The sequence below is a fragment of the Vibrio hepatarius genome (assembly GCF_018860525.1).
In the GTDB taxonomy this organism is placed as follows: domain Bacteria; phylum Pseudomonadota; class Gammaproteobacteria; order Enterobacterales; family Vibrionaceae; genus Vibrio; species Vibrio hepatarius_B.
In genome coordinates, this window is sequence record NZ_JAHKPM010000044.1 from 69,529 (window position 1) to 95,896 (window position 26,368).

A 26,368-nucleotide genomic window follows, 5' to 3' on the forward strand; every position below is an offset into this window, starting at 1 on the left:
CAATCCCCATTAAGACTGCAATGCATCGCTTAAGCGATTCAGACGACCACGCGCTGAATCATCGATGACTAAGTCTCCGGCTCGAATAATCACCCCACCAAGTAGGGCCTCATCTATACTGCAATTCAGCTTCACTTTGCGTTCTAAACGCTGCTCAAGTTTGCTGCTGATATTTGTAGCTTGTTCTTGTGAAAGTTCTGAAGCCGAAATAACTTCAACATCAATCTCTTTCTCACGCTCTTTTTTAAGCGCTAGGAACTGCTTACAAACATCAGGAAGGGTCGACAAACGACCATTCTCTGCCATTACCTTTAAAAGGTTTTGGCCATGAACATCAACCTGGTCACCACAAACAGCTACAAATACTTCTGCCAGTTTATCTGCTGACATATACCCTGTTAGGAGTTCGTGTATTTGCTCGTTTTTAGCAACTTCTGCAGCAAAAGATAACATCTGACCCCATTGGTCCAATGCACCCTTTTCCACAGCAAAGTCGAATGCTGCTTTAGCATAGGGGCGTGCGATAGTAGTCATATCAGACATATGCACCCCTCCATCTAAAGTTTTGCAGTAATGTTGTCAAGAATATCTCTGTGCGCATCTTTATCAATAGAACGCTCAATGATTTTCTCAGCACCAGCTACAGCCAGAGTTGCAACTTGTTTGCGCAGCTCATCGCGTGCACGATTACGTTCAGCTTCAAGTTCAGCTTCGGCTTGTGATAGAATTTTCTGACGTTCAGTCTGAGCTTCTTCACGTGCTTCATCTAGAATTTGAGCTTTGCGTTTATTCGCTTGCTCGATGACCTCAGTTGCTGTGCGCTTCGCTTCTTTCAACTGATCAGAAGCGTTTGCTTGTGCTAGATCCAAGTCCTTAGCAGCACGTTCGGCTGCTTGCAGGCCGTCAGCTATTTTCTTCTGACGCTCTTCGATCGCTTGCATTAACGGTGGCCATACATATTTCATGCAGAACCAGACAAATAGTGCAAACGAGATTGCTTGACCTAGCAGAGTTGCATTTATGTTCACAACAGCTACCCCTTCTATTCGGACTAAGTGTTAATCAATAACAAGCTAAGCTTGTCGACTCTTAACAGTGATTAACCTAGTTGACCAACGAACGGGTTCGCAAACGTGAATAGAAGTGCGATTACGATACCAATCATTGGAACCGCATCAAGTAGACCCGCGATGATGAACATCTTAACTTGTAACATAGGAGCCATTTCTGGTTGACGCGCTGCACCTTCAAGGAATTTACCACCTAAAAGAGCGAAACCAATCGCTGTACCAAGAGAAGCAAGACCGACGATAAGACCTACGGCGATTGCAGAAAAGCTCAGTAAAGTTTCCATTACTATCTCCAATTTATAGTTGTTGGCTAGTTGCCCAAATAAAAGCTTTAAAAAAATTAATGATCACTGTCTTCGTGTGCCATTGACAGGTAAACAACTGTCAACATCATAAATACGAAGGCTTGAATCGTAATAACCAATACATGGAATATTGCCCACGGAAGTGAACCCATCCATTGTAAATACCATGGCAGCATAGCCGCACAAAGAATGAATACAACCTCACCCGCGAACATATTACCGAATAGACGCATACCAAGTGATAAAGGTTTTGCTAATAGCGAAACCACTTCAATAAGTAGGTTAAACGGAATCATTAGTGGGTGATTAAATGGATGTAATGCTAATTCTTTAGCGAATCCACCTAGACCTTTCACCTTGATGCTGTAATAAATCATCAGAGCGAACACGCCTAGAGCCATAGCCATGGTGATATTTACATCAGCAGACGGTACAACCTTAAGATAAGGAATACCAAGCCAATGCTCTGCTGGGTAAGGTAAGAAATCGATAGGAACCAAGTCCATCAAGTTCATTATAAATACCCAACAAAAGATAGTCAGTGCTAAAGGTGCGATCAGTGGGTTGCGTCCATGGAACGTGTCTTTGACGTTTTCTGCGACAAATTCAACGATCATTTCTACAGCACACTGAAGCTTACCTGGTACACCCGCTGTTGTTCTCTTTGCTACTTTGTAAAAGATTCCAAGGAAAATTAAACCAGTAAACCAAGAAAAAAACAGGCTATCGATATGTACGTTCCAGAAACTTGCCTCCTCCGCTACAAGACCTAACTTATAAGTAGAAAGGTTTGTAAGGTGGTGGGAAATGTATCCGGACGAAGTTAGCGCTTCACCTGGCGCAGCCATAACTCATCCTATTTTTTTGTTGTTAATGAATAGCACTGGCGCACAGATATTAATACCTAGTGCCAGCAAATAGGTTAGCTTAAGGGGAACAAGTTCCACCTGTATATACATGTAGGCAATGGAAAAAAGCGCAACCGTAATGAAGATTTTCAACGCTTCGCCTGCGTAGAAAGAATTCGCAATGCGCTTAGCAGCACGAGCTCCTCCGTACTTAAACGCAAACCAAGCAAACACCGCATTAGCCACAACACAAATGCCGCCGCCAATCAGTGCAGAAAGTCCCCATTTAGCATTTACAGCTAGTGCCATTACCACTGCCATTAATGTAACCGCGCCAAGCTGGATCATTAACAATCGCTTTGCAAGCTCTCGCCCTGGTCTAGCTAACGCCGCTACCATGTATTCGTACCTCGAGTAAAATCCACAGCGTTATTACCTCGATGCTGGGAAATTGGCGAAAATTATACGGCGAGTCTTATTGAATGCAATTAAAACACCGCAAAAAGTTACAATTTTGTTTACAAACCGACAACTTTCGCACAAAAAATCGCTTTTTACATAATTGACTGGAAGTGATTATGTCATCTAGCCTGCCAGCTTGGCAATAAGATGCTCTAATTTATGAGGCTCATCTAGACTAATTGTTACCTTGGAGGTGCCATTTCTGGCTTTAACTATTGCTACCTTAGCATCCAACATTTCACTTAATTTTTGTGATATTTGCTGCGCCTCAGTATCTTGTGATTGGCTTTTATCCTCAGACTGCGGCTGAAGACACTTTTTCACTAACTGTTCAGTCTGACGTACTGTCATACGCTTCTTAGCGACCAATTCAGCGACATCCACTTGCTGCTCAGCATCAAGAGCCAACAACGCTCGCGCATGTCCCATCTCAAGTAGCTTTTCCGACAAAAGATACTTAACGTCCATCTCAAGCTGATTTAACCTCAGCAAGTTAGTCACCGTTGTTCTAGATTTACCAATAACTTCAGCTACTTGTTGATGAGTTAATGAAAACTCTTCTTGAAGGCGATCCAAGGCTACAGCCTCTTCGATCACATTAAGATCTTCACGCTGAATATTTTCGATTAATGCCATCGCGATAGCTGCACGATCATCAACATTTTTGATCACGCAAGGTACTTCTTTTAAGCCCGCCTTACGTGCAGCTCGCCAACGCCTTTCACCAGCAATAATCTCAAACTTATCATTATCGACTTGGCGTACGACTATAGGTTGGATAATTCCCTGTGATTCAATCGAGGCCGCCAACTCTTCAAGTGCTTCCGGTTCCATATCTGTACGTGGTTGATACATCCCAGGTTTAAGAGAATTAATATTGATATCCGTCAATTCTCCTTCGGAAGAAAGTTCCTGACTGTGCATCGCACTTTGCTGCTTGTTACGCGCAAGAGAGCTCGTAGAAAGTAGAGCATCTAACCCTTTACCTAAACCACGCTTAGACATGAAACAAACTTCCTTTGATTAAATTATGCTGGGATTTCATCGCGACGAAGCATCTCTCCAGCCAGTGCTAGATAAGCTTTTGCGCCTGCGGAGTATTTATCGTAGTACATTGCTGGCTTTCCATGACTTGGCGCTTCAGCAAGACGAACATTACGTGGAATTACTGTACGGTACACTTTGTTACCAAAGTGCTTCTTTAACTGATCAGAAACTTCATTCGATAAACGGTTGCGAGGATCGTACATAGTACGCAACAAACCTTCGATCTTAAGTTTTTCATTTACCACCGCAGCCAATTTACTAATAGTATCCATCAGTGCTGTTAACCCTTCAAGGGCAAAATACTCACACTGCATAGGAACCAAGACAGAATCAGCAGCCGCCATCGCATTAATTGTTAAAAGATTTAGTGATGGAGGGCAATCAATAAAGATAAAATCATAGTTATCACGTACTGGAGCAAGAGCCTGCTTTAATCGCACTTCACGAGCAAACACTTCCATTAGTTTAATTTCAGCAGCTGTTACATCGCCATTGGCAGCGATAAGATCATAATTTCCAGAGGTTTTACGGCAAACGACATCGTCAAATGCTACTTCCTCAACCAATAGCTCGTATGCTGTGGCATCAACTTGGTATTTGTCGACACCACTTGCCATAGTTGCGTTGCCTTGGGGGTCAAGATCGATAACCAATACTTTACGTTTCGTAGCAGCCATAGATGCTGCTAAGTTGATACATGTGGTTGTTTTACCAACGCCACCTTTCTGGTTTGCGATTGCTACGATTTTTCCCACGACTAACCTCGCTTTTATTCCTTGCGGGATAAGATTACTAGATGACGCTCGCCTTCCAATTGAGGAACACTCAAAGCTTTGACGTCTGTCACAGAACACCAACTCGGCAACTGTGTAATCTCATCTTGTGGTAATTGTCCTTTTAACGCTAAAAAGCGTCCTGAACATTCTTTAGGAAGATGATGACACCATTCAACCATATCCGTCATGGACGCAAAAGCTCGACTCAACACACCATCAAATTTATGTTCTGGCTGAAACTGCTCAACTCTACTCTGAACGGGAATTACATTACCAATACGCAGTTCATGCAATACTTGCTTAATAAAACGGATTCTTTTTCCCAAGCTGTCTAGTAAATAAAATTCCTTATCTGGTTGCATTATTGCTAGTGGGATTCCAGGCAACCCGGGGCCTGTTCCAACATCAATAAAACGTTCACCCTGTAAGTATTCACTAACAATTATGCTATCAAGGATATGCTTTACCACCATATCACTAGGCTCACGCACCGAAGTAAGATTATAAGCTTTATTCCATTTGTGGAGCATTTCGACATATCCAACCAACTGCATTCTTTGTTTGTCAGATACTTCAAGTGTAGTTTGAGCGATCAAAGAGTCCAGTTGAACACGTAATTGACTCATTATGCTTCACCGCCTTTTCTCAGTATGCCCTGTTTCTTTAAGTGAACTAATAGGATTGATATAGCAGCAGGGGTAATTCCGGATATACGCGACGCCATACCAATAGATTCAGGTCTTGAATCATTGAGTTTAACCACTACCTCATTTGACAAACCTTTAACGCTAGCATAATCCAAATCAGTTGGTAAAAGGGTATGCTCATGGCGTAACGATTTCTCAATTTCGTCCTGCTGACGTTTGATATAACCTTCATACTTAACTTGAGTTTCGACCTGCTCAGACGCTTGAGCATCATCTAGAGAGGGGCTAAATTCTTCTAACTGGGTCAGTTTTTGATAAGTCATTTCAGGGCGACGCAGTAAATCTTCACCACTAGCTTCACGGATCATTGGTGTTTTAAGTAATGAATTAAGTTGATCCACCCCAGAAGATTTAGGATTCATCCAAATGTCTTGAAGTCTTTGTCTTTCTTTGGTTATGTTTTCAATTTTTTGGTTAAAGCGTGCCCAACGTATATCATCAACCAAACCTAATTCACGTGCCTTCTCAGTTAAACGTAGATCGGCATTATCTTCTCTCAAAAGCAAACGATACTCAGCTCGAGAGGTAAACATACGATAAGGTTCTTTAGTTCCCATCGTGGATAGGTCATCAATCAAAACGCCCATGTAGGCTTGATCACGTCTAGGGCTCCACCCTTCTTTTTCTTGACTAAAGAGACTTGCGTTGAGTCCAGCCATTAGACCTTGAGCTGCAGCTTCTTCATAACCTGTCGTGCCGTTAATTTGTCCTGCAAAGAATAGCCCACCAATAAATTTAGTCTCATATGTTTGTTTAAGATCTCTTGGATCGAAGAAATCATATTCAATGGCATACCCTGGACGGACTATATGCGCATTTTCAAATCCTTTCATGGATTGTACAATTTTTACTTGAACATCAAACGGTAAACTAGTTGAAATTCCATTAGGGTACAATTCATGAGTATTTAGCCCTTCGGGCTCGATAAATATTTGATGACTGCTTTTATCAGCGAAACGCATGACTTTATCTTCAATCGATGGGCAATAGCGTGGGCCAATACCTTCAATAACACCAGAATACATGGGACTTCGATCGAGGTTTTTTCTAATAATCTCATGAGTATGATCATTAGTATAAGTAATAAAACATGGGATTTGTGTTGGATGCTGAGTACGATCACCCATAAACGAAAATATGGGAGTTGGATCGTCACCATGCTGAACACTAAGATCTGAAAAATCTACACTTCTAGCATCCACTCTAGGTGGTGTACCTGTTTTAAGACGATCAACACGAAATGGTAATTCTCGCAATCTATTGGCTAAAGCGATAGATGGTGGATCGCCTGCACGTCCTCCAGACGCATTCTCCATGCCAATATGAATCTTACCACCAAGAAAGGTACCAACTGTAAGCACAATAGCTTTAGCGTGGAATTTTAAGCCCATTTGGGTTATTACACCGATGGCTTTTTCTTGTTCAACAACTAAATCATCTACAGATTGCTGAAACAAAGTAAGGTTAGGCGTATTTTCTAATGCTTCCCGTACATAGGATTTATACAAGGCACGATCAGCTTGAGCTCGAGTTGCTCTCACTGCTGGGCCTTTAGATGCATTAAGAGTTCTAAATTGAATACCCGCATGATCAATGGCTTGAGCCATCAGACCACCCATGGCGTCGACTTCTTTGACTAAGTGGCCTTTGCCTATTCCACCTATTGCGGGATTACATGACATTTGACCAAGAGTATCAATGTTATGTGTGAGTAAGAGTGTTTTTTGTCCTGTGCGTGCTGATGCTAGAGCTGCTTCCGTTCCAGCGTGTCCGCCACCCACAACAATGACATCAAATTTTTCATGATACAGCATGCACTGACCTCTGGTATTTAAGAGAACTATGGACAAATCCGAAGAGGGTCATTCTACCTGCTTTCAGTGTGATAGAAAATCGCTTTTCATACTTTTAATATAAGTCACTGACAAAGCTTAATGTTATATGATCTTATATATGATCTTTTATTGGATCTATTATTAGGATCGACGATCTCTGTGGATAAGTGAAAAATGATCAACAAGATCATCGATATTAATCAGATCTTATTCTGTGATCTAGCTTTGATCTAGATGAGGATTTCCTGGGATCAAAATGGCAAGTTATACACAGGGCAAGATTGGATCTTACTTTGTTCTTTGGATAACTAAAGGTTAATCACCGGATAACTGCTATTTTATGCACAGGGAAAAAGGAAGCTTATTTGGTTGGATACGGGGAAATTTGAGGAAGTGGTTACTAAAATCCACTTCCAGTAAGGGGCTTCTTAAAGTTGATGTATATGCTTTGCTAACCAAACTTCTGCTGCATCTTCTGCCACTATATGGCTAAGAACGTCAATGGTTAGACAGTCAGTTACTGGTGTTGCTCCAATATCTTCTAATAAAGCATAAGCGTGTTTACCTGCCCCGCAGAAGGTATCGTAACTTGAGTCACCGATGGCAATCACAGCATATTTAACACCTGACATTTTGGGGGGTGAAGTTTGTAATGCTTGAATAAAAGGCTGAATATTATCTGGGTAATCTCCAGCCCCGTGGGTAGAAGTGATGATTAGCCAAGTCCCTTCAGCTGGAATTTCACTGAGTTGAGGTTGATTGTGAATACAGGTTTCAATCCCTTTTTTATTCAGAAGATCGCTGAGGTGATCGCCAACATATTCAGCCCCACCTAAAGTACTGCCTGTGATGATTTGGATCATGTGGTTTCCTTTATCTAATGACCGCTCGAAATAATAGTCGAGCTAATGAGTTATTTTCCAATACAGAAGGAAGAAAAAATACGACCGAGTAAATCGTCAGAACTAAATTCTCCAGTAATTTCGTTGAGGTGCTGCTGAGCAATCCTCAGCTCTTCTGCAAGAATTTCTCCAGCCATATAACCTTCTAGCTGTTGCTGGCCAATGAGAATATGTTCTGCTGCTACCTCAAGTGCTTCAAGGTGACGTCGCCGAGCCATAAAGCCTCCTTCATTGTTTCCTGAAAAACCCATGCACTCTTTGAGGTGTTGACGTAATGACTCAATACCTTGGCCTGTTCGTGCAGATAAACGAATCAGGGTTGGTACATTAACGTGACAAATGCCGATCTCTTCATTTGTTTGATCGGCTTTATTACGGATCACAGTTATTCCGATATTACTCGGTAAACGGTCGACAAAGTCAGGCCAAATCTCTTTTGGGTCTGTGTCTTCCGTTGTCGTTCCATCAACCATGAAAAGTACCCGATCTGCTTGTTCGATCTCTTCCCAAGCTCTTTCTATACCGATTCTTTCCACTTCATCAGATGCATCACGTAATCCAGCGGTGTCAATGATGTGCAGGGGCATGCCATCTATATGTATGTGCTCACGAAGAACATCACGAGTCGTACCTGCAATATCGGTTACTATCGCAGAGTCTTTGCCAGATAAAGCATTAAGAAGGCTAGATTTACCAGCATTGGGCCGGCCTGCGATAACGACTTTCATCCCCTCACGCATAATGGCACCTTGGTTGGCTTCTTTACGCACGGAATTGAGGTTATCTATAATAGCCTGAAGATCTGCTGATACCTTTCCATCGGCGAGAAAGTCGATTTCTTCCTCTGGGAAGTCAATCGCTGCTTCGACATAGATCCTAAGATGGATGAGTGACTCGACTAAGGTATGAATACGTTGTGAAAAAGCACCTTGAAGAGACTGTAAAGCGGATTTAGCCGCTTGTTCAGAGCTGGCATCAATTAGATCGGCAATGGCTTCTGCTTGAGCAAGATCTAACTTATCATTAAGAAATGCTCTTTCAGAAAACTCACCAGGTCGTGCGGTTCTTATCCCCTCTATTTTTAATATACGCTTGATTAGCATATCCATTACGACAGGACCCCCGTGCCCTTGTAGTTCAAGTACATCTTCGCCAGTAAAGGAGTTTGGGTTGGGGAAAAAAAGAGCAATACCTTGATCAATTTGGATACTATTTTGGTCTATAAATGGCAGGTATTCAGCATAACGATGGCGTAGTTCTTTACCTGTCACTTCCAATGCGACTTGACCTGCAAGAGGGCCGGATACTCGGATAATACCAACGCCTCCACGACCGGGAGCTGTGGCTTGAGCAACAATGGTATCAGTTGTCATAAATGTGCCTGTGTTGTGTCTGGATGCCGAAATAAAGGCAAATATATCTTAGCTGAATTGTAATCAGCTCAAAACTAAAAGGCGACCCTTTGGCCGCCTTTTTATGTTATTTCTTATTAAGGTTTATTTGCTATGTAAGCCTTTCTTTTCTAGTGACTTGTATATCAAAGTTTGCTGGATGAGTGTCACAACGTTCGATACTAGCCAGTAAAGAACCAACCCAGATGGGAAGAATAGGAAGAAGAAAGTAAACATAACCGGCATAAAGGTCATTATCTTCTGCTGCATCGGGTCAGTAACAGTAGTCGGGCTCATTTTTTGAATCATGAACATAGAAACACCCATCAGCAGTGGCAAGATATAGTATGGGTCTTGTGCTGATAAATCAGTAATCCAGCCAAAGAATGGCGAGTGACGCAATTCAACCGACTCCATCAGTGCCCAATAAAGAGCGATGAAAATAGGCATCTGTAATATAAGAGGTAAACAGCCACCAAGTGGGTTCACTTTCTCTTTCTTATACAATTCCATCATTTCTTGGCTCATGCGCTGGCGGTCATCACCAATACGCTCACGCATTGCTTGCAACTTAGGTTGCAACATACGCATTTTGGCCATTGAGGTGTACTGTGCTTTAGTCAACGGGTACATAGCACCACGAATGCAGAAAGTTAGTAGCATTATCGATAGACCCCAATTTCCTACACCGAATGGGAAATCAATGAATCCAAATAACTGTCCACCTGACTGAATAAAGGATAGGAATGTATGTAAAGGTTTAGCGATGAACCACAGCCAACCATAGTCAACAACTAACTCTAAGTTAGGTGCAACTTCGGCCATCTGATCTTGAAGTTTTGGTCCCACCCAAAGGGTCGCTTGAAACGTAGCTGAGTCACCATTGGCTATCGTTTTATTTGGCATACGAATGCCAATATCACCTAAATTACCAATAACACGTGTATATAAGTTGGTGCCAGGTTCATCACGAGGAATCCACGCAGAAGCGAAATAGTGTTGGATCATCGCTGCCCAACCCTGACCGTTTGACAGGTTAATTGATAAGTTACGATCTTGCATATCGTCGAAGCTGTACTTCTTGTAACGTGTATCTTCGGTTGAGTATGCACCGCCACGATAGGTTGGCATCGTTATACTGCCACCATCGTCCATTAAATTTTGGCGAAGATGCGCGTACATACCAAAGGTAGCGTTGTTACCTGAGTTATTTTTTACATCATACTCGACATTCACAGCATAGCTGCCACGTTTTAATACGAACGTCTTTGTATATTCAAGGCCGTTTGCTTGGTAAGTCATTGGAATGCGCAATTCATCCTGGCCATCCGCTAGAATATAGCTATCAGAGCTGACTTGATACGCAGGACGATTACCGCCGCTTAAGTCGATACCTTGAGGCCCTACTAAACCACTTTGGGCGATGAATTGATGGCCTGGCTCATTTTTTAATAAAACGAATGAGTCAGCAGAGTTGAGCTCAGCTGAGTATTGGTTGAGGTCTGCGGTGATCACGTCACCACCCACCGTATCAATAGACAGAGTCAAGACGTCAGTTGCCACGGTAATCGTTTTAGCGGACGCTTTCTGTGCTGGAGCGGGATCTAAATCGTCCGCAAGAGATGGTGCAGGTGCGGTACTGCTAGATTGTGCCTGTTCAACCGGCTGTGGAGCTGGGTTCTTTGCAACTTGCCATTGTTGAAACAACAAGAAAGAAACCAGTGCTAGCGCGATCAACAGGATATTACGTTGAGAATCCATCGTTATTTATCTCTGTCTTGTTTCTGGAGTGGTGGTACTGGGTCAAAACCACCCGTATTCAAAGGGTGGCATTTTAATAGACGTTTGCTCGATAACCAACAACCTTTTACAAATCCATGAGATTTTAGTGCTTCAACAGTATAAGTTGAGCAGGTTGGAGTAAAACGACAACGTGGTCCGATCAGAGGACTTATTAAGCCTTGATATAGACGCACCAAGCCGATCGCTACCCGCGTGAAGGGCGAGACAGGCGCTGCCATAACTTATCAAATATTTTATACATTTCATCATTACTGAGATCTTGTGCGCTTTTTTTAGCTATAACAACAAAATCCTTATGTGGGAGTTGATGCTGCTGATTGCGAAAGCTTTCACGTGCTAGGCGTTTAAAGCGATTACGTGCAACAGCTGTCTTAATCTGTTTTTTAGGAACCGCTAATCCTAATCTTGGATGAGAAAGAGAATTATTGCGAGCAATGATGGTGAAATGAGGTGAGCCAGCTCTATGAGCTTGCTGGAAGACATTTTTATAATGCTCGGGAGTTAACAAACGTAACTCCCGATCGAACGCGTACGTATTCAAAATAAACTAATGATTACTTTGATAGGCGCGCACGGCCTTTTGCACGACGTGCATTAATTACTTTGCGACCGTTCTTAGTTGCCATGCGAGCACGGAAACCGTGAGTACGCTTGCGCTTTAGAACTGAAGGTTGAAAAGTGCGTTTCATGATAATTACCTTTACTGATCAGTAGTTTTAGGTCAATGTTATCCTTGCGTTGGTCGTTTTTATCTTTTGCTATTGCAAGAAGATGGACCAACACCTCTAAACAAAGAGGCGGAATTGTAATCACAGTCACACAAAGTGTCAATCATTGAGCAACTGATAAATTCCGGCCGAGCGATTATACGGAGTGTGAACGAAATCTCAAGGATCAAGCGATGTTCTTTGGTGATCTTTATTTTCCGCCCACCTGTCTTAGAAATTTTTTTAACCTAGGATCCTGTGGATGATTAAAAATATCCTGTGGATTACCTTGTTCTACAATATGCCCTTCTGCCATAAAGATCACTCTATCTGCAACCTCTCGAGCAAACTGCATTTCATGCGTAACCACCAGCATTGTCTGGGATTTATTGGCTAGCTCTTTCATAAGTTGAAGGACTTCACCAACCCACTCTGGATCAAGAGCTGAAGTAGGTTCATCAAATAATAATAGTTCGGGCTCTAGCGCCATAGCTCGACCTATCCCTACACGTTGCTGCTGACCACCGGAAAGAGCTGCTGGGTAACTATCTCCTTTATTTCCTAGCCCAATATCATCAAGGATTTTTTGTGCGTGTTCGAGAGCTTGACCTTTCTTCCAGTTGTGTACCGTAATTAATCCTTCGGCTATATTTTGTTTAGCTGTCATATGAGCAAAGAGTGCATAATTCTGAAAGACAAAGCCTGTTTTTCTGCGTAGGGTGAGCACTTCTGACTTGGAGTATTTCTCTGTATCAACACTGATGTCACCAATGGTGATTTTACCTTGATCGGCACTTTCTAAGAAATTGACAGTTCGTAGTAATGTCGATTTTCCGGTACCACTGGAGCCAATGATAACAATGATTTCACCTTGTTTGATTTCAAGATCAATACCATTAAGTACTTGAGAATCGCCAAAGCGCTTATGGATGTTGGTTAATTTTATCATCTAATATACGCCTTATTAAGTTTGACCTCTGCCCATGTTTGTATGCGAGTTAGGATCACTACGACTGCCCAGTAAATTAATGCTACAGCTAAAAAAGCTTCAAAAAAACGGAAGCTTGATGATGCTTCCATTTGTGCCCTAGCCATAATTTCTGCCACACCAAGTGTGAAAGCGAGTGACGTTGACTTAATCATATCGATAAAATAATTCATCAATGAAGGTAGTGCAATTCGAGTCGCTTGAGGCAATATAATGCGGCGCATCGCTTGTGTAGTCGTCATGCCTACTGACATACTGGCTTCCATTTGGCTACGATCTACGCCTATTATCGCTGCCCGAATGCTTTCTGCCATGTAAGCGGCAAAATGGAGAGTTAAACCTATAACGGCAGCACTGAAAGCGTTGAGCCCCACCAATAAAGGAAATACCTGTGGTAACCCGTAATAAAGAAGAAACAGCTGAACCAGCAGTGGTGTGCCACGAAAAAAACTAATATAAACTTGGCTTAGCTGGTCTAGTATGGGCACACGAAAGACACGGATGTTAGCCAATATGACTGCTAGTGCTAGAGCAAATATTAAGCCCCATGTCGCCATTTCCATCGTTGTGCCAAGATACTTTAGAAGTATTGGCATCAGATTTAGCATGTAGTTGAAATCAAATCCCATAGCCTATTCCGGTATAGTTATTTCATGAAGCTTAAAAACCCACAGCAAGAAAAGAATCTGTGGGTAGTGGGTCTATCTATCAGGTCTCTAGATGGACTTAGTGCAATAAAAGATGCGTTATTGAGTTATATCAGCGCCAAACCATTTTTGCGATATGGTGTTTAGTGTCCCATCCGTTCGCATGGCTGTTAGGGCATGGTTAACTTCTTTTTGAAGCCGATTGCCTTTTTCGTTATCGACAAATGGCCATGCATTTTCGATGGTTTCAAAAGGTTTACCCGCCAGCTGTAGGGGAAGGCCTGTTTTTTTGATAAGTTCAAGTGCAGAAAGACGATCCATGACAAAGGCATCTACTCTGCCCAATGCCACATCATGTTCAATACCAGTGTCGTATGTTTTAATGATTATTTTACCATCTTTGTCATGGCTTCTTAGCAATTGCTCAAAGTTGGAACCTAAGTTAACGGCAACCGTTTTACCTTTTAGATCTGTAATACCTTTAATGCTGGTATTGCCTTTTCTTACGGTAATTTGTGCACCATCAACAACATAAGGGGCGGCAAAAAGGTATTTGTTTTTACGTGCATCTGTCATGGTAATTTGGTTCGAAATAGTATCAATACGCCCCGTTTCAAGCAGGCCAAACAATCCAGAAAAATTGGCGGTAATGTATTCCACATTATAGTCATTGCGTTTGCCTATTTCATCCCACAAGTCAACTTCAAAGCCTTGCAGTTTATCTTGCTCAACAAAAGTAAAAGGGTAGTAACGTCCAGACATTCCAACTTTAACTTCGGTTGCAGCTTGGGCTACTGCCACAGAAAGTGTAAACGCTGTTATTGTGGCTTTAATCCAGTGCTTCATAGTGTATCTCCATAGTTTATAAAATCAGATACTACTGTTAGTTTGGTTATTAATGAAAATAACCAAGAGCAATAACCTAGACGGTGGGGGAATAAGCTAAGTAAATAGAGGGTATAAATAGAGGGAACAGTCACAACTTAAGAAAACTTATTCCACAGACTTATCACCAGACTGAAGATCTGTGAGAAATTGCCCAAATGTGGATCTTTATGTGAGTAAGAATAGGATTACTTGTGTTGATCTAACTAATGATAGTGAAAATATTGTGAATAAGTTAGATCTTATTCACCGGAACGTCGATCATTTACTGGCGATCTTGGTTATCAACAGGTAAAATTACAAATCTTTTTCGATCACTAAATTAGGGTGGGGCCAACGTGTCATCTTCGCTTTGGTTGCAATGTATGCAGCAGCTTCAAGAAGAGCTACCAGCTACAGAATTCAGTATGTGGGTACGTCCGTTACAAGCGGAGCTCAATGACAGTACGCTCACTTTATTTGCACCTAACCGTTTTGTAATGGATTGGGTGCGAGATCGTTACCTTAATAGCATCAACAGGCTATTGCAGGAATATTGTGGGAACGATATTCCTAGTTTGCGGTTTGAAGTTGGCAGTAAGCCAATCTCTGTCCCTAAACCTGCGCCGAAACGAACTCCAGCAGATGTCGCTGCGGAATCGTCTGCGCCAGCACAACTTCAAGCACGTAAACCAGTACATAAAACGTGGGATGATGATGAGCAGAAGCTTGCTGAAATTAATCATCGTTCTAATGTGAATATCAAGCATAAATTCAATAACTTTGTTGAAGGTAAGTCCAACCAACTGGGTTTGGCTGCTGCGCGGCAAGTTGCTGATAACCCTGGAGCAGCATACAACCCTCTATTTCTTTATGGTGGGACAGGTCTAGGTAAAACGCACTTACTGCACGCGGTTGGCAATGCAATCGTGGATAATAAACCCAATGCAAAAGTCGTATACATGCACTCTGAACGTTTTGTTCAGGATATGGTTAAAGCACTGCAAAACAATGCTATTGAAGAGTTTAAGCGTTACTACCGTAGTGTTGATGCTTTGCTCATAGATGACATCCAATTTTTTGCTAATAAAGAGCGCTCCCAAGAAGAGTTTTTCCATACATTTAATGCTTTATTAGAAGGCAACCAGCAGATTATTTTGACGTCTGACCGTTACCCTAAAGAGATTAATGGTGTGGAAGATCGTCTTAAGTCACGTTTCGGCTGGGGTTTGACGGTTGCGATTGAGCCTCCTGAACTTGAAACTCGTGTAGCGATCTTGATGAAAAAAGCGGAAGTTCATCAAATCCACCTTGCCGATGAGGTAGCATTTTTTATCGCTAAAAGATTGAGATCCAATGTGCGAGAATTGGAAGGGGCGCTCAATCGTGTTATTGCAAATGCAAACTTTACCGGCCGACCGATCACTATTGATTTTGTCCGTGAGGCTTTGCGTGACCTCCTTGCACTGCAAGAAAAATTAGTCACTATAGATAACATTCAAAAAACAGTTGCTGAGTATTATAAAATTAAAGTGGCTGATTTGTTGTCTAAACGTCGTTCACGTTCTGTTGCTCGTCCTCGTCAGTTAGCTATGGCATTAGCAAAAGAGCTGACTAACCACAGCTTACCAGAAATAGGTGATGCATTTGGAGGCCGTGACCATACAACAGTACTGCACGCTTGTCGGAAAATAGAACAACTGCGCGAAGAAAGTCACGATATTAAAGAAGATTATTCTAATCTGATCCGTACCCTTTCTTCTTAAATCACAGTATTCTAAGCACTAAATATAATCACTCCATATAAAGCTAAACGAATTCTGAAAGAGTGTACTATGAAATTTTCCATTGAACGTAACCACTTACTCAAGCCGCTTCAGCAAGTGTCTGGCGCTTTGGGTGGTCGTCCAACCCTCCCAATTCTTGGTAATTTGTTGCTTAAGGTTGAAAGCAACATGCTTTCCATGACAGCAACAGATTTGGAAGTAGAGCTCATCAGTCGTGTGACTCTAGAAGGAGATTTTGAGGCAGGTAGTGTCACTGTGCCTTCTCGTAAGTTCCTCGATATTTGCCGTGGACTGCCCGATAACGCAGTCATTACATTTATCCTTGAAGGTGAGCGAGCTCAAGTTCGCTCTGGCCGGAGTCGTTTCTCTTTATCGACTCTGCCTGCTAATGACTTTCCAAATATTGAAGATTGGCAAAGTGATGTTGAGCTTTCTCTTACCCAAGGCGCATTGAGAGGGCTGATAGAGAAAACTCAGTTTTCAATGGCTAACCAAGATGTTCGCTACTACCTAAATGGAATGCTGTTTGAAATCGATGGTTCCACATTGCGCAGTGTGGCTACCGATGGCCATCGTATGGCGGTATCACAAACACAGCTAGGGACAGAATTTATACAGCAACAGATCATTGTGCCGCGTAAAGGGGTCCTTGAGTTAATGAAATTGCTTGATGTACCAGAGCAGCTTGTGACATTGCAAATTGGCAGCTCAAATGTTCGCGCTGAAGTCGACAATTTTGTATTTACATCCAAGCTCGTAGATGGTCGCTTTCCTGATTATCGTCGAGTTATGCCTCAATCAACAAGTAAAACACTTGAAGCTGGATGTGATGAATTACGTCAAGCATTCTCTCGCGCAGCGATTTTATCGAATGAGAAGTTTCGTGGAGTGCGGGTGAATTTGGCTGGTAATGAGCTACGTATTACGGCAAATAATCCTGAGCAAGAAGAGGCAGAGGAAATGCTGGATGTCAATTTCGAAGGAGAAGCTATCGAAATTGGATTCAACGTAAGTTATGTTTTGGATATTCTGAACACATTACGCTGCGAAAAAGTTCGTATTTCTATGTCTGATGCAGTAGCTAGTACTATGGTCGAAAATGTTGATGACGACAGTGCCATGTATGTGGTGATGCCAATCCGACTCTAACATGCCACTTTCGCGCCTTATTATTCAGCAGTTTCGAAATATTGAAGCCTGTGATATTGAACTATCAGCAAGCTTTAACTTTCTTATAGGTCCAAATGGTAGTGGCAAAACGAGTGTTCTAGAAGCAATATATTTGCTTGGACATGGCCGCTCCTTTAAAAGCAGCCTTACGGGGCGAGTGATTCAAAATGATTGTGATCAGTTATTTGTCCATGGTCGTTTTTTGAACTCGGATCAATTTGAGCTACCAATTGGCATTAATAAGCAGCGTGACGGCTCAACAGAGGTTAAAATAGGTGGTCAACCTAGTCAAAAACTGGCTCAGTTAGCGCAGGTATTACCATTACAGTTGATCCATCCAGAAGGCTTTGATTTGCTAACTGATGGACCGAAACATCGTAGAGCTTTTATCGATTGGGGCATTTTTCATACTGAACCTGCATTTTATGATGCGTGGGGGCGTTTTAAACGTCTTAACAAACAAAGGAATGCGCTTTTAAAAACAGCATCTTGCTACCGTGAACTCTCGTATTGGGATCAAGAAATGGCGGGTCTGGCTGAGGACATTAGCCGCTGGCGTGCTGATTATGTTGAGCAGGTGAGTGAGAAAATCACACAAATATGTCAGGTATTTTTGCCTGAATTTGAAATTCAATTGAAGTATTCACGAGGATGGGAAAAAAACACACCTTATGATCGCATCCTAAAGGAAAACTTCGAACGAGATCAGGCGCTAGGGTATACTTTTAGTGGTCCTAATAAAGCCGATTTAAGAATTAAAGTGAATGGGACTCCTGTCGAGGATGTTTTATCACGTGGTCAACTCAAGCTTATGGTGTGTGCGCTACGAGTAGCGCAGGGGCAGCACCTGACAGAGGTGACCAGCAAGCAATGTATCTACTTAATTGATGATCTTGCCTCTGAATTAGATAGTCAACGTCTCAAGCGTCTTGCGGACTGCTTGAAAGAGACGCGGGCACAGGTTTTTGTTAGCTCTATTACCCAAAGTCAAATCGACGATATGTTGGACGAAAATGGCAGGATGTTCCGCTTGGAACATGGCACAATAGAGCAAAATATATAGTGGAAGATAACTCATGTCTGAAAATTACGATTCATCGAGTATTAAAGTACTAAAGGGCTTGGATGCAGTACGTAAACGTCCGGGAATGTACATCGGCGATACCGACGATGGTACCGGCCTACACCACATGGTTTTTGAGGTGGTTGATAACTCTATTGATGAAGCGTTAGCGGGTCACTGTAAAGATATCATCGTGACGATTCATGAGGATAGTTCAGTATCGGTTAGTGATGATGGACGTGGCATTCCAACTGAAATGCACTCAGAAGAAAACGTTTCGGCTGCTGAAGTTATTATGACAGTTCTTCATGCTGGTGGTAAATTTGATGATAACTCATATAAGGTATCGGGCGGCCTGCACGGTGTGGGTATTTCAGTAGTAAATGCATTATCTAGACAAGTGTCATTAAAGATATGTCGTGGCGGTAAAGTTCACACTCAAACCTATCATCATGGTGAACCACAAGCACCACTTTCTGTAACTGGCGATACAGATAAAACAGGGACAGAGATCCGTTTTTGGCCGAGTGAAGGCACTTTCACTAATACAGAATTTCATTACGACATTCTTGCCAAGCGCTTGCGTGAACTATCATTCCTCAACTCTGGTGTATCGATTAGGCTCATTGATGATCGCGAAGAAGATAAGAGTGACCACTTTATGTATCAGGGTGGTATCCAAGCATTTGTGGAGCATCTTAACACCAATAAAACTCCGATTATTGAAAAGGTATTTCATTTTAATACTGAGCGAGAAGATGGTATTGCAGTTGAAGTTGCGATGCAGTGGAATGATGGTTTCCAAGAGAATATCTACTGCTTTACTAACAACATTCCTCAACGCGATGGGGGGGCTCACCTTGCTGGCTTTAGAGCAGCCCTGACGCGAACTATTAATTCCTTTATGGATAAAGAAGGTTTTTCTAAGAAAGAAAAAACATCTACTTCTGGTGATGATGCACGTGAAGGTTTGACTGCTGTTGTCTCGGTTAAGGTGCCAGATCCTAAGTTCTCAAGCCAGACTAAGGATAAGCTTGTTTCTTCTGAAGTGAAGTCGGCAGTGGAGTCGGTAATGGGTGAGAAACTATCGGAATTTTTAGTTGAACACCCTAACGAAGCTAAGATTGTTTGCTCTAAGATTATAGATGCTGCCCGTGCTCGTGAAGCGGCGCGTAAAGCGCGAGAAATGACACGTCGTAAAGGCGCTCTTGATTTGGCAGGATTGCCAGGTAAACTGGCTGATTGCCAAGAAAAAGACCCCGCACTATCTGAACTTTACATAGTGGAGGGTGATTCCGCTGGTGGATCAGCAAAACAAGGCCGTAACCGTAAAAACCAAGCTATTCTTCCGCTAAAAGGTAAAATTCTTAACGTAGAAAAAGCGCGTTTCGATAAGATGTTGTCTTCTCAAGAAGTCGCAACCTTAATCACAGCCCTTGGTTGTGGTATTGGTAGGGATGAATACAATCCAGATAAACTGCGTTACCACAACATTATCATCATGACAGATGCGGATGTTGATGGTTCACACATTCGTACTCTATTGTTAACCTTTTTCTATCGTCAAATGCCAGAGCTTATTGAGCGTGGCTATATCTACATTGCACAGCCTCCACTTTACAAGGTGAAGAAAGGTAAACAAGAGCAATACATAAAAGATGAAGATGCAATGGATCAATATCAGGTTGCGCTTGCGCTTGATAATGCTGCTTTGCATGTAAACGCACAAGCACCAGCATTTTCTGGAGAGGCGCTTGAGAAACTTGTTCACCAATATAATGCTGGAATAAAGCTGGTGGATCGCATGAGTCGTCGCTATCCACGTGCACTGATACATGAGTTGATCTATACGCCACGCATTACCGCAGAAAAATGCCATGATGCAGCCTTTGTTGAAGCATGGACTAAACAGTTGGTAGAGCAACTTAATGCTAAAGAAGTTGGTGCAAGTCAATATCATTTCGAAGTTGAGCAGCACGCTGAGCTTGGCCTAAATCTACCGAAAATTTTGGTTCGTACGCACGGTGTTACTCATGAATTTGCTTTAAGTGTCGATCTTATAAACTCAAAAGAGTACGGAAAATTAGCAAGTTTATCTGAAGCACTTGATGGTCTGATTGAAGATGGAGCATATATTCAACGTGGTGAACGTAATCAGCTTGTATCAACTTTTGTTGATGCACTGAATTGGTTAATCAAAGAGTCGCGCCGGGGTCTAAGTCTTCAGCGTTATAAAGGTCTGGGCGAGATGAACCCTGATCAGCTTTGGGAGACGACGATGGATCCAGAGACCCGTCGTATGATGCAGGTTACGATTGAAGATGCTGTCGGTGCTGATCAGCTGTTCACCACCTTGATGGGTGATCAAGTTGAACCACGTCGAAACTTTATTGAAGAGAATGCATTAAAGGTAGCCAATTTGGATGTGTAGTCCTGCTATGTGTTCATGAAAACACCGCCTTCCGGCGGTGTTTTTGTTTTTAAATCAAAGAATCCTGTGCTTAAAAATTAACAAATAACCCTTGAAAAGTGATTTTCCTGTCCATATATCTACTATTGAAGAGGGCGAACGTCTTGCTCAAAAGAGAAGACATGTTACCTCTGCAGCGCAGGCTGAATATTGCTCAAATTACGAGGATAGTCAGCAACGCACTTAACTTAACTTAACTTAACTTAACTTAACTTAACTTAACTTTGGTTTATTTTTATGTCCCCGAATATCAAAAGATATCAGTGGAATAGCGATAAACTCCCTTAGTCGACAGGTATCTAACTAAGCCTAGATTCTGGTTCACTCTCGACTAAGACTATTGCTTACAATGAGGATAGCATTATGAGAACTGTAGATTTCACTCCTTTATACCGCAACGCCATTGGTTTCGACCGTCTATTTAATATGATGGAAGCAACATCAGCAAAGAACACATCTGGTGGTTACCCCCCTTACAATATCGAACAAAAAGATGAAAACAACTACCGCATCACTATGGCAGTTGCAGGGTTTTCCGAGCAGCAGTTAGAGCTGACCCAAAAAGAAAACACACTTATTGTTAAAGGTGAGCGTAAAGAGGAAGAAAGTAAGAACTATGTGTACCAAGGTATTGCCGAGCGTGATTTCGAGCGTAAATTCCAACTTGCAGATTATGTGAAAGTTGTTGGTGCAAGTATGGAAAATGGTCTTTTGCACATAGATTTAGAGCGTGAAATTCCAGAAGCGATGCAGCCGCGCACTATTGCCATTAATGGTAAAACGCTCCTTGAGAGTTAATCCCAAGTCGTCAGTGTTTTTGATAAAGAGTGAAAGAGCGCCTTAGGCGCTCTTTTTAATTGTGTTAAATGGCGTTAACTTTCTTGGTAAGCTTTGCTTACTTCTTCTGCGATAATTTTGATACCTTTTTGCATCATCTTATCGTCTTGTACGTAGTTCATGCGAAGGCATTGATGAGCATGTTCCCAGTCATCTTCTTGGCCAATAAAGAAATATTCTCCCGGAACAATGAGTACGCCACGTGCTTTTAAGCGTTGATATAATTCCATTGTCGTGATGGGGAGCTTATCAAACCAAAGCCAAAGAAAGATAGCACCTTCAGGTTTGTGGATTCTAAAACGAGGATCTGTTATTTCTGTTTGCAAAAGCTCAACAGCGCGCTGTGATTTTTGTTGATAAAAGGGTTTGATAACCTCAGTGCTAAGCGTGAGCAGATCATTATTTTTGATCATATGATGACCAAGGGCTGGCCCTAGGCTTCCAGGTGCTAGACTGATGATGCCATTCATATTGGTTAGGGCTTGGGTGACCTCTTCGTTCGCAATAACAATACCGCAACGCACACCCGGAAGGCCAAGTTTTGACAGACTCATACACAAGATAGTGTTTTCGTTCCAAAATGGTTTTACATCCTCAAAAATAATGTTGGGGAAGGGGAGTCCATAAGCATTATCTATTAATAGCGGAATGTTATTTTCACGGGCGAGCTTGTCCAGCTTTTGGATTTCTTTATCGGTTAGTACATTGCCTGTTGGGTTGGTTGGACGTGATGCGCAAATGGCAGCTATAGATTTATCTACCTTGAGCTCTTCAAAATTGACATGGTACTTAAATAGACCATTATCGAGTATGTTGATTTCAGGTCGATATGAAATAAAAATATTTTCATCCACTCCAGCATCACCATAGCCAATATATTCTGGTGCTAAAGGTAAAAGGATTTTTTTATGTGAGCCATCAGTTTGCTGACCCGCAAGTAAATTAAACAGATAGAAGAAGCCGCTTTGACTACCATTCGTGAGGCTAATATTTTTGGCTGTGATATTCCAGCCATAGGTTTGTTTGAGTACATCAGCCAAGGCGGTAATAAAAGCATCCTTACCCTGCGGACCATCGTAGTTTGCGAGAGCGGCAACCAGCTCTCCATTGGTGAGCATTTCTTTACTGGCTTGGTGAAAGTATTCGAGCATGGTTGGAATTGCTGCTGGGTTTCCGCCTCCAAGCATCATGGCTCCAGGAGTGCGCAGACCGTCATTTAAATCGTCCATTAAGCGTGTTATACCGGAATACTGGTTGAATTTTTCACCAAACTTAGAGAATTGCATTTGTCGTTATACCTAATATGTTGTGATTGTTTTTATCTATGGATTGCTAGATGCTTGTGGATACAACAAGGCCTAGTACTTCACAAGACTAATAGACTGTGAATACACGAGCAATCTTTGAACATACCCTAATGTGATATTGAGGCAAAGGACAAAATTCGGCTATTTAAAAATAAAGCCCAACTTTAATAAGTTGGGCTTTATTGCATTACTATCGTAGCCTGCTTTATTTCTGAAGAAGGGAAATATCTGCGATTTGCAGGAAGAGATTTCTTAGCTTGTTTAATAAAGTAAGTCGGTTCTTCTTTAAGGCTTCATCATCAGCCATGACCATTACGTTATCGAAAAATGCATCCACGGGCTCACGCAAGTCTGCGAGCTTACTAAGTGCTTCTTGGTAATTACCTGTTGCAAATGCTGGCTCAAGAGCTTCTGTCATGATATCAACACTTGCCGCAAGCGTCTTTTCAGCTTCTTGTTCTAGAAGCGCAAGGTCGATCTCAGCTGCTAAATCCCCTTCGAATTTTGCTAGAATATTGCCAACTCGTTTATTGGCTGCCGCGAGAGATTCTGCAGCTTCTAATTCACGGAAGTGTGATACTGCTTTTACGCGTTGATCAAAGTCTGCAGGTTTGGTTGGGCAACGTGCGAGCACTGACTGTATAACGTCTACACTAAAACCTTCATCTTGATACCAAGAGCGAAAACGACCGAGCATAAATTCAATCACATCATGATCAACGTTGTCGTTTGTTAGCCTTTCACCAAACAGTGATTTTGCTTTGGCAATAAGGTCTACTAGATCAAGCTTATAACCATATTCAACAATAATGCGTAATACACCAAGAGAGGCTCGACGCAGAGCAAATGGGTCACTGCCTTTTGGAGCTTGGCCAATGCCAAAAATACCTACTATGGTATCTAGCTTGTCGGCGATGGCTACAGCAGTAGATATACCGTCAGATGGTAGGGCATCACCAGAAAATCGAGGCATATATTGTTCATTAAGTGCTACTGCGACTTCTTCTGTTTCACCGTCATGGCGTGCGTAGTGCATACCCATCACACCTTGAGTATCGGTAAACTCAAATACCATTGAGGTCATAAGATCACACTTGGCAAGTAGGCCAGCACGCTTTGCCTTTTCAATATCTGCATCAATTTGTTCGGCAATGTATCCAGCAAGTTCAGTGATACGATCAGTTTTGTCTTTTATGGTACCCAGCTGCTTTTGGAAGATGGCTTGTTCTAGTTCGGGTAGACGATCGATAAGAGGACGTTTACGGTCAGTGTTGAAGAAAAACTCTGCATCGGCAAGGCGTGGTCGAACGACTTTTTCATTCCCTTCAATAACATATTTAGGTTCTTTAGACTCAATGTTTGAAACGAAAATAAAGTTAGGTAGTAACTTCTTGTCTTCTGTATAGACAGGGAAATACTTTTGATCACCTTTCATGGTATACACTAAGGCTTCGGAAGGGACCTTTAGGTACTCTTCTTCAAACTTGGCTGTGAGAACTACCGGCCACTCCACTAGGGATGTCACTTCTTCCACTAGTTCATCTTCTAGGTCAGCGGTACCACCAACTGCTGTTGCTGCTTTTTGAGCTTGTGCAATTATGATGGTCTTACGCGCTTCATAATCTGCCATGACCTTACCACGTTCTTGTAAGATAGCAGGATATTGTTGAGCTGATTCGATAGTGAATGTTTGCTCACCCATGAAGCGGTGACCGCGAATGGTGCGAGTGGAAGTTACACCAAGTATTTCGCCTTCAATAAGTTCTGAACCCATGAGCATAGTTAAGGTTTTAACTGGGCGGATAAATTGTGTTGTTTTGTTACCCCAGCGCATTGGTTTCGCAATCGGTAGATTGGCAAGTGATTTGGATACAAGTTCAACTAAGATTTCAGAGGCTAGCTTACCCTTGACTTCTTGCTTAAATAACAGCCATTCACCCTTATCTGTTACCATGCGTTCTGCTTGTTCAATTTCGATACCACAACCACGAGCCCAGCCTTGAGCTGCTTTAGTGGGGTTGCCCTCTGTATCGAATGCTGCAGTAATTGCAGGACCACGTTTTTCAACAGTTTTATCTGCTTGGCTCTCTGCTAGTTCAGTTACTTTGAGTGCTAGGCGTCTAGGAGTGGCGAACCATTTTACCCCTTGATGAGCAAGTTCAGCACCCTTGAGCTCAGATTCAAAATTTGCTGCGAATGCTTCAGCTAGAGCTCGAAGTTGTGTCGGTGGAAGCTCTTCTGTACCTAGCTCGATTAGAAATTCTTTTGCCATGTGACTGTATCCCTTACGCCTGTTCTTTTTTACACATTGGGAAGCCAAGTGCTTCACGAGATGCATAGTATGCTTCTGCAACTGATTTCGAGAGGTTACGAATGCGTAGAATGTAGCGTTGACGTTCTGTTACAGAGATTGCTTTGCGAGCATCAAGTAGATTGAATGCATGACCTGCCTTTAGTATGCGCTCATAAGCGGGCAGTGATAATGGTGTTTCGAGTTCTAGTAGTTCGCGACATTCTTTTTCGCATTGTTCAAAGAAGCCAAATAAGAACTCAACGTCAGCATGTTCGAAGTTGTAAGTCGATTGTTCTACTTCATTTTGATGGAAAATATCACCATAAGTAACACTACTTCCATCTGGCGCTTTGTTCCATACTAAATCATAGACAGAGTCTACTTCTTGAATGTACATAGCTAAGCGCTCAATACCATAAGTGATTTCACCAGTTACAGGTTTACACTCAATACCTCCAACTTGTTGGAAGTAAGTAAACTGAGAAATCTCCATACCATTCAACCAAACTTCCCAGCCTAAACCCCAGGCTCCAAGTGTTGGATTCTCCCAGTTATCTTCTACGAAGCGAATATCGTGAACCAAAGGGTCGACACTAAGTGCTTCAAGCGAGCCTAAATACAACTCCTGAATATTATCCGGTGATGGCTTAAGCGCTACTTGAAATTGGTAGTAGTGCTGTAGGCGGTTTGGGTTTTCACCATAACGGCCATCGGTTGGGCGACGTGAAGGTTGTACATAAGCAGTGGACATTGGCTCTGGGCCAAGTGCTCGTAAACAGGTCATTGGATGCGATGTGCCAGCACCAACCTCTATATCAAGCGGTTGAACAATAGTGCAACCATTTTGAGCCCAATAATCCTGTAGCGCGAGGATCATTCCCTGGAAGGTTTTGGTATCGTATTTTTGCATAAGTCAGGTTCGCGAAATTCTGTGATTACTTGTGTTTTCGTCTGGTTTGTTGCTTTTTTGCGCAACAGCTGCGATTCAAAGTAACTAGGGTTGAAAAAATGACAATCAAGTATACCTACATCTGGTCTATGGGAGTAGAGGTAATATTGCTTAATTGGTAGTCAAAAGTTCGTTTTAAT

Annotated in this window: 26 protein-coding genes; 5 read left to right on the top strand and 21 right to left on the bottom strand. The window is 42.2% G+C overall.

Annotated elements, in window-relative coordinates:
- Positions 1-9: 9 nt before the first annotated feature.
- From atpH to KO511_RS12965, 18 genes are all read right to left on the bottom strand, one after another.
- Positions 10-543 carry a F0F1 ATP synthase subunit delta gene (atpH, locus tag KO511_RS12880; RefSeq protein ID WP_215987821.1) on the bottom strand — a complete coding sequence of 178 codons (534 nt, stop codon included), beginning with the start codon at positions 541-543 and terminating at the stop codon, positions 10-12.
- 14 nt (positions 544-557) lie between these two features.
- A complete protein-coding gene (gene atpF, locus KO511_RS12885) occupies positions 558-1,028 on the bottom strand; it encodes a F0F1 ATP synthase subunit B (protein ID WP_215987822.1) in 471 nt (156 codons plus the stop codon).
- A gap of 71 nt (positions 1,029-1,099) precedes the next feature.
- Entirely contained in the window at positions 1,100-1,354 is a 255-nt protein-coding gene (gene atpE, locus KO511_RS12890; RefSeq protein ID WP_006957448.1) for a F0F1 ATP synthase subunit C, read from the bottom strand.
- A gap of 56 nt (positions 1,355-1,410) precedes the next feature.
- The gene (gene atpB, locus KO511_RS12895) at positions 1,411-2,223 is read right to left on the bottom strand and encodes a F0F1 ATP synthase subunit A (protein ID WP_125319558.1); all 813 of its coding nucleotides are present in this window, start codon (positions 2,221-2,223) and stop codon (positions 1,411-1,413) included.
- Positions 2,224-2,226: 3 nt separating this feature from the next.
- A complete protein-coding gene (locus KO511_RS12900; protein ID WP_215987823.1) occupies positions 2,227-2,622 on the bottom strand; it encodes a F0F1 ATP synthase subunit I in 396 nt (131 codons plus the stop codon).
- A gap of 186 nt (positions 2,623-2,808) precedes the next feature.
- Entirely contained in the window at positions 2,809-3,690 is an 882-nt protein-coding gene (locus KO511_RS12905) for a ParB/RepB/Spo0J family partition protein (RefSeq protein ID WP_215987824.1), read from the bottom strand.
- A 23-nt stretch (positions 3,691-3,713) separates the two neighbouring features.
- Positions 3,714-4,487 (bottom strand): ParA family protein, encoded by a 774-nt coding sequence (locus tag KO511_RS12910; protein WP_215987825.1) that lies wholly within the window; start codon positions 4,485-4,487, stop codon positions 3,714-3,716.
- Positions 4,488-4,501: 14 nt separating this feature from the next.
- Entirely contained in the window at positions 4,502-5,134 is a 633-nt protein-coding gene (gene rsmG, locus KO511_RS12915; RefSeq protein WP_215987826.1) for a 16S rRNA (guanine(527)-N(7))-methyltransferase RsmG, read from the bottom strand.
- A complete protein-coding gene (mnmG, locus tag KO511_RS12920; RefSeq protein ID WP_215987827.1) occupies positions 5,134-7,029 on the bottom strand; it encodes a tRNA uridine-5-carboxymethylaminomethyl(34) synthesis enzyme MnmG in 1,896 nt (631 codons plus the stop codon). The genes rsmG and mnmG overlap by 1 nt, the downstream gene beginning before the upstream one ends.
- Before the next feature lie 449 nt (positions 7,030-7,478).
- Positions 7,479-7,913 (bottom strand): FMN-binding protein MioC, encoded by a 435-nt coding sequence (gene mioC / locus KO511_RS12925; RefSeq protein ID WP_215987828.1) that lies wholly within the window; start codon positions 7,911-7,913, stop codon positions 7,479-7,481.
- A gap of 50 nt (positions 7,914-7,963) precedes the next feature.
- Positions 7,964-9,325, bottom strand: coding sequence for a tRNA uridine-5-carboxymethylaminomethyl(34) synthesis GTPase MnmE (mnmE, locus tag KO511_RS12930; RefSeq protein WP_215987829.1), 1,362 nt, complete (start codon positions 9,323-9,325; stop codon positions 7,964-7,966).
- 123 nt (positions 9,326-9,448) lie between these two features.
- Positions 9,449-11,104, bottom strand: a complete 1,656-nt coding sequence (gene yidC / locus KO511_RS12935) for a membrane protein insertase YidC (protein WP_215987830.1) — start codon at positions 11,102-11,104, stop codon at positions 9,449-9,451.
- A 2-nt stretch (positions 11,105-11,106) separates the two neighbouring features.
- Entirely contained in the window at positions 11,107-11,364 is a 258-nt protein-coding gene (gene yidD / locus KO511_RS12940; protein WP_215987831.1) for a membrane protein insertion efficiency factor YidD, read from the bottom strand.
- Positions 11,331-11,654, bottom strand: a complete 324-nt coding sequence (rnpA, locus tag KO511_RS12945) for a ribonuclease P protein component (RefSeq protein WP_252724357.1) — start codon at positions 11,652-11,654, stop codon at positions 11,331-11,333. Before rnpA ends, yidD begins: the two co-directional genes overlap by 34 nt.
- Before the next feature lie 46 nt (positions 11,655-11,700).
- Positions 11,701-11,835, bottom strand: a complete 135-nt coding sequence (gene rpmH / locus KO511_RS12950) for a 50S ribosomal protein L34 (RefSeq protein ID WP_006880025.1) — start codon at positions 11,833-11,835, stop codon at positions 11,701-11,703.
- A 229-nt stretch (positions 11,836-12,064) separates the two neighbouring features.
- Positions 12,065-12,802: an amino acid ABC transporter ATP-binding protein gene (locus KO511_RS12955; RefSeq protein WP_215987833.1), complete on the bottom strand. Its 738-nt coding sequence runs from the start codon at positions 12,800-12,802 to the stop codon at positions 12,065-12,067.
- Complete coding sequence (locus KO511_RS12960; protein ID WP_215987834.1) at positions 12,799-13,470, bottom strand: amino acid ABC transporter permease; 672 nt, start codon at positions 13,468-13,470, stop codon at positions 12,799-12,801. The genes KO511_RS12955 and KO511_RS12960 overlap by 4 nt, the downstream gene beginning before the upstream one ends.
- Before the next feature lie 117 nt (positions 13,471-13,587).
- Positions 13,588-14,334 (bottom strand): amino acid ABC transporter substrate-binding protein, encoded by a 747-nt coding sequence (locus tag KO511_RS12965; RefSeq protein ID WP_215987835.1) that lies wholly within the window; start codon positions 14,332-14,334, stop codon positions 13,588-13,590.
- Between the two features lie 377 nt (positions 14,335-14,711).
- Between KO511_RS12965 and dnaA the strand changes: the two genes are divergently transcribed.
- The 5 genes from dnaA (at position 14,712) to KO511_RS12990 (ending at position 21,640) form a co-directional block, all read left to right on the top strand.
- The gene (dnaA, locus tag KO511_RS12970; RefSeq protein WP_125319572.1) at positions 14,712-16,118 is read left to right on the top strand and encodes a chromosomal replication initiator protein DnaA; all 1,407 of its coding nucleotides are present in this window, start codon (positions 14,712-14,714) and stop codon (positions 16,116-16,118) included.
- 69 nt (positions 16,119-16,187) lie between these two features.
- Positions 16,188-17,288, top strand: coding sequence for a DNA polymerase III subunit beta (dnaN, locus tag KO511_RS12975; RefSeq protein ID WP_215987836.1), 1,101 nt, complete (start codon positions 16,188-16,190; stop codon positions 17,286-17,288).
- Position 17,289: 1 nt separating this feature from the next.
- Positions 17,290-18,372: a DNA replication/repair protein RecF gene (gene recF / locus KO511_RS12980; RefSeq protein WP_215987837.1), complete on the top strand. Its 1,083-nt coding sequence runs from the start codon at positions 17,290-17,292 to the stop codon at positions 18,370-18,372.
- Positions 18,373-18,385: 13 nt separating this feature from the next.
- Positions 18,386-20,803, top strand: a complete 2,418-nt coding sequence (gene gyrB / locus KO511_RS12985; RefSeq protein WP_215987838.1) for a DNA topoisomerase (ATP-hydrolyzing) subunit B — start codon at positions 18,386-18,388, stop codon at positions 20,801-20,803.
- A gap of 402 nt (positions 20,804-21,205) precedes the next feature.
- Positions 21,206-21,640 carry an Hsp20 family protein gene (locus KO511_RS12990; protein WP_215987839.1) on the top strand — a complete coding sequence of 145 codons (435 nt, stop codon included), beginning with the start codon at positions 21,206-21,208 and terminating at the stop codon, positions 21,638-21,640.
- 74 nt (positions 21,641-21,714) lie between these two features.
- On the opposite strand, the gene KO511_RS12995 is transcribed toward KO511_RS12990, so the two are convergent.
- The 3 genes from KO511_RS12995 to glyQ all read right to left on the bottom strand — a co-directional run bounded on the left by KO511_RS12995 (position 21,715) and on the right by glyQ (position 26,189).
- Positions 21,715-22,965 (bottom strand): valine--pyruvate transaminase, encoded by a 1,251-nt coding sequence (locus tag KO511_RS12995; protein WP_215987840.1) that lies wholly within the window; start codon positions 22,963-22,965, stop codon positions 21,715-21,717.
- 226 nt (positions 22,966-23,191) lie between these two features.
- Entirely contained in the window at positions 23,192-25,258 is a 2,067-nt protein-coding gene (glyS, locus tag KO511_RS13000; RefSeq protein WP_215987841.1) for a glycine--tRNA ligase subunit beta, read from the bottom strand.
- 13 nt (positions 25,259-25,271) lie between these two features.
- Positions 25,272-26,189 carry a glycine--tRNA ligase subunit alpha gene (gene glyQ, locus KO511_RS13005; protein ID WP_215987842.1) on the bottom strand — a complete coding sequence of 306 codons (918 nt, stop codon included), beginning with the start codon at positions 26,187-26,189 and terminating at the stop codon, positions 25,272-25,274.
- Positions 26,190-26,368 lie beyond the last annotated feature (179 nt).

Excerpts from the sequence above, each read along its gene's own strand:
- atpH (WP_215987821.1), bottom strand. The coding sequence starts at position 543 with ATGTCTGATATGACTACTATCGCACGCCCCTATGCTAAAGCAGCATTC.
- atpE (WP_006957448.1), bottom strand. The coding sequence starts at position 1,354 with ATGGAAACTTTACTGAGCTTTTCTGCAATCGCCGTAGGTCTTATCGTC.
- atpB (WP_125319558.1), bottom strand. The coding sequence starts at position 2,223 with ATGGCTGCGCCAGGTGAAGCGCTAACTTCGTCCGGATACATTTCCCAC.
- KO511_RS12900 (WP_215987823.1), bottom strand. The coding sequence starts at position 2,622 with ATGGTAGCGGCGTTAGCTAGACCAGGGCGAGAGCTTGCAAAGCGATTG.
- KO511_RS12905 (WP_215987824.1), bottom strand. The coding sequence starts at position 3,690 with ATGTCTAAGCGTGGTTTAGGTAAAGGGTTAGATGCTCTACTTTCTACG.
- rsmG (WP_215987826.1), bottom strand. The coding sequence starts at position 5,134 with ATGAGTCAATTACGTGTTCAACTGGACTCTTTGATCGCTCAAACTACA.
- mnmG (WP_215987827.1), bottom strand. The coding sequence starts at position 7,029 with ATGCTGTATCATGAAAAATTTGATGTCATTGTTGTGGGTGGCGGACAC.
- mioC (WP_215987828.1), bottom strand. The coding sequence starts at position 7,913 with ATGATCCAAATCATCACAGGCAGTACTTTAGGTGGGGCTGAATATGTT.
- mnmE (WP_215987829.1), bottom strand. The coding sequence starts at position 9,325 with ATGACAACTGATACCATTGTTGCTCAAGCCACAGCTCCCGGTCGTGGA.
- yidC (WP_215987830.1), bottom strand. The coding sequence starts at position 11,104 with ATGGATTCTCAACGTAATATCCTGTTGATCGCGCTAGCACTGGTTTCT.
- yidD (WP_215987831.1), bottom strand. The coding sequence starts at position 11,364 with ATGGCAGCGCCTGTCTCGCCCTTCACGCGGGTAGCGATCGGCTTGGTG.
- rpmH (WP_006880025.1), bottom strand. The coding sequence starts at position 11,835 with ATGAAACGCACTTTTCAACCTTCAGTTCTAAAGCGCAAGCGTACTCAC.
- KO511_RS12955 (WP_215987833.1), bottom strand. The coding sequence starts at position 12,802 with ATGATAAAATTAACCAACATCCATAAGCGCTTTGGCGATTCTCAAGTA.
- KO511_RS12960 (WP_215987834.1), bottom strand. The coding sequence starts at position 13,470 with ATGGGATTTGATTTCAACTACATGCTAAATCTGATGCCAATACTTCTA.
- KO511_RS12965 (WP_215987835.1), bottom strand. The coding sequence starts at position 14,334 with ATGAAGCACTGGATTAAAGCCACAATAACAGCGTTTACACTTTCTGTG.
- dnaN (WP_215987836.1), top strand. The coding sequence starts at position 16,188 with ATGAAATTTTCCATTGAACGTAACCACTTACTCAAGCCGCTTCAGCAA.
- recF (WP_215987837.1), top strand. The coding sequence starts at position 17,290 with ATGCCACTTTCGCGCCTTATTATTCAGCAGTTTCGAAATATTGAAGCC.
- gyrB (WP_215987838.1), top strand. The coding sequence starts at position 18,386 with ATGTCTGAAAATTACGATTCATCGAGTATTAAAGTACTAAAGGGCTTG.
- KO511_RS12990 (WP_215987839.1), top strand. The coding sequence starts at position 21,206 with ATGAGAACTGTAGATTTCACTCCTTTATACCGCAACGCCATTGGTTTC.
- KO511_RS12995 (WP_215987840.1), bottom strand. The coding sequence starts at position 22,965 with ATGCAATTCTCTAAGTTTGGTGAAAAATTCAACCAGTATTCCGGTATA.
- glyS (WP_215987841.1), bottom strand. The coding sequence starts at position 25,258 with ATGGCAAAAGAATTTCTAATCGAGCTAGGTACAGAAGAGCTTCCACCG.
- glyQ (WP_215987842.1), bottom strand. The coding sequence starts at position 26,189 with ATGCAAAAATACGATACCAAAACCTTCCAGGGAATGATCCTCGCGCTA.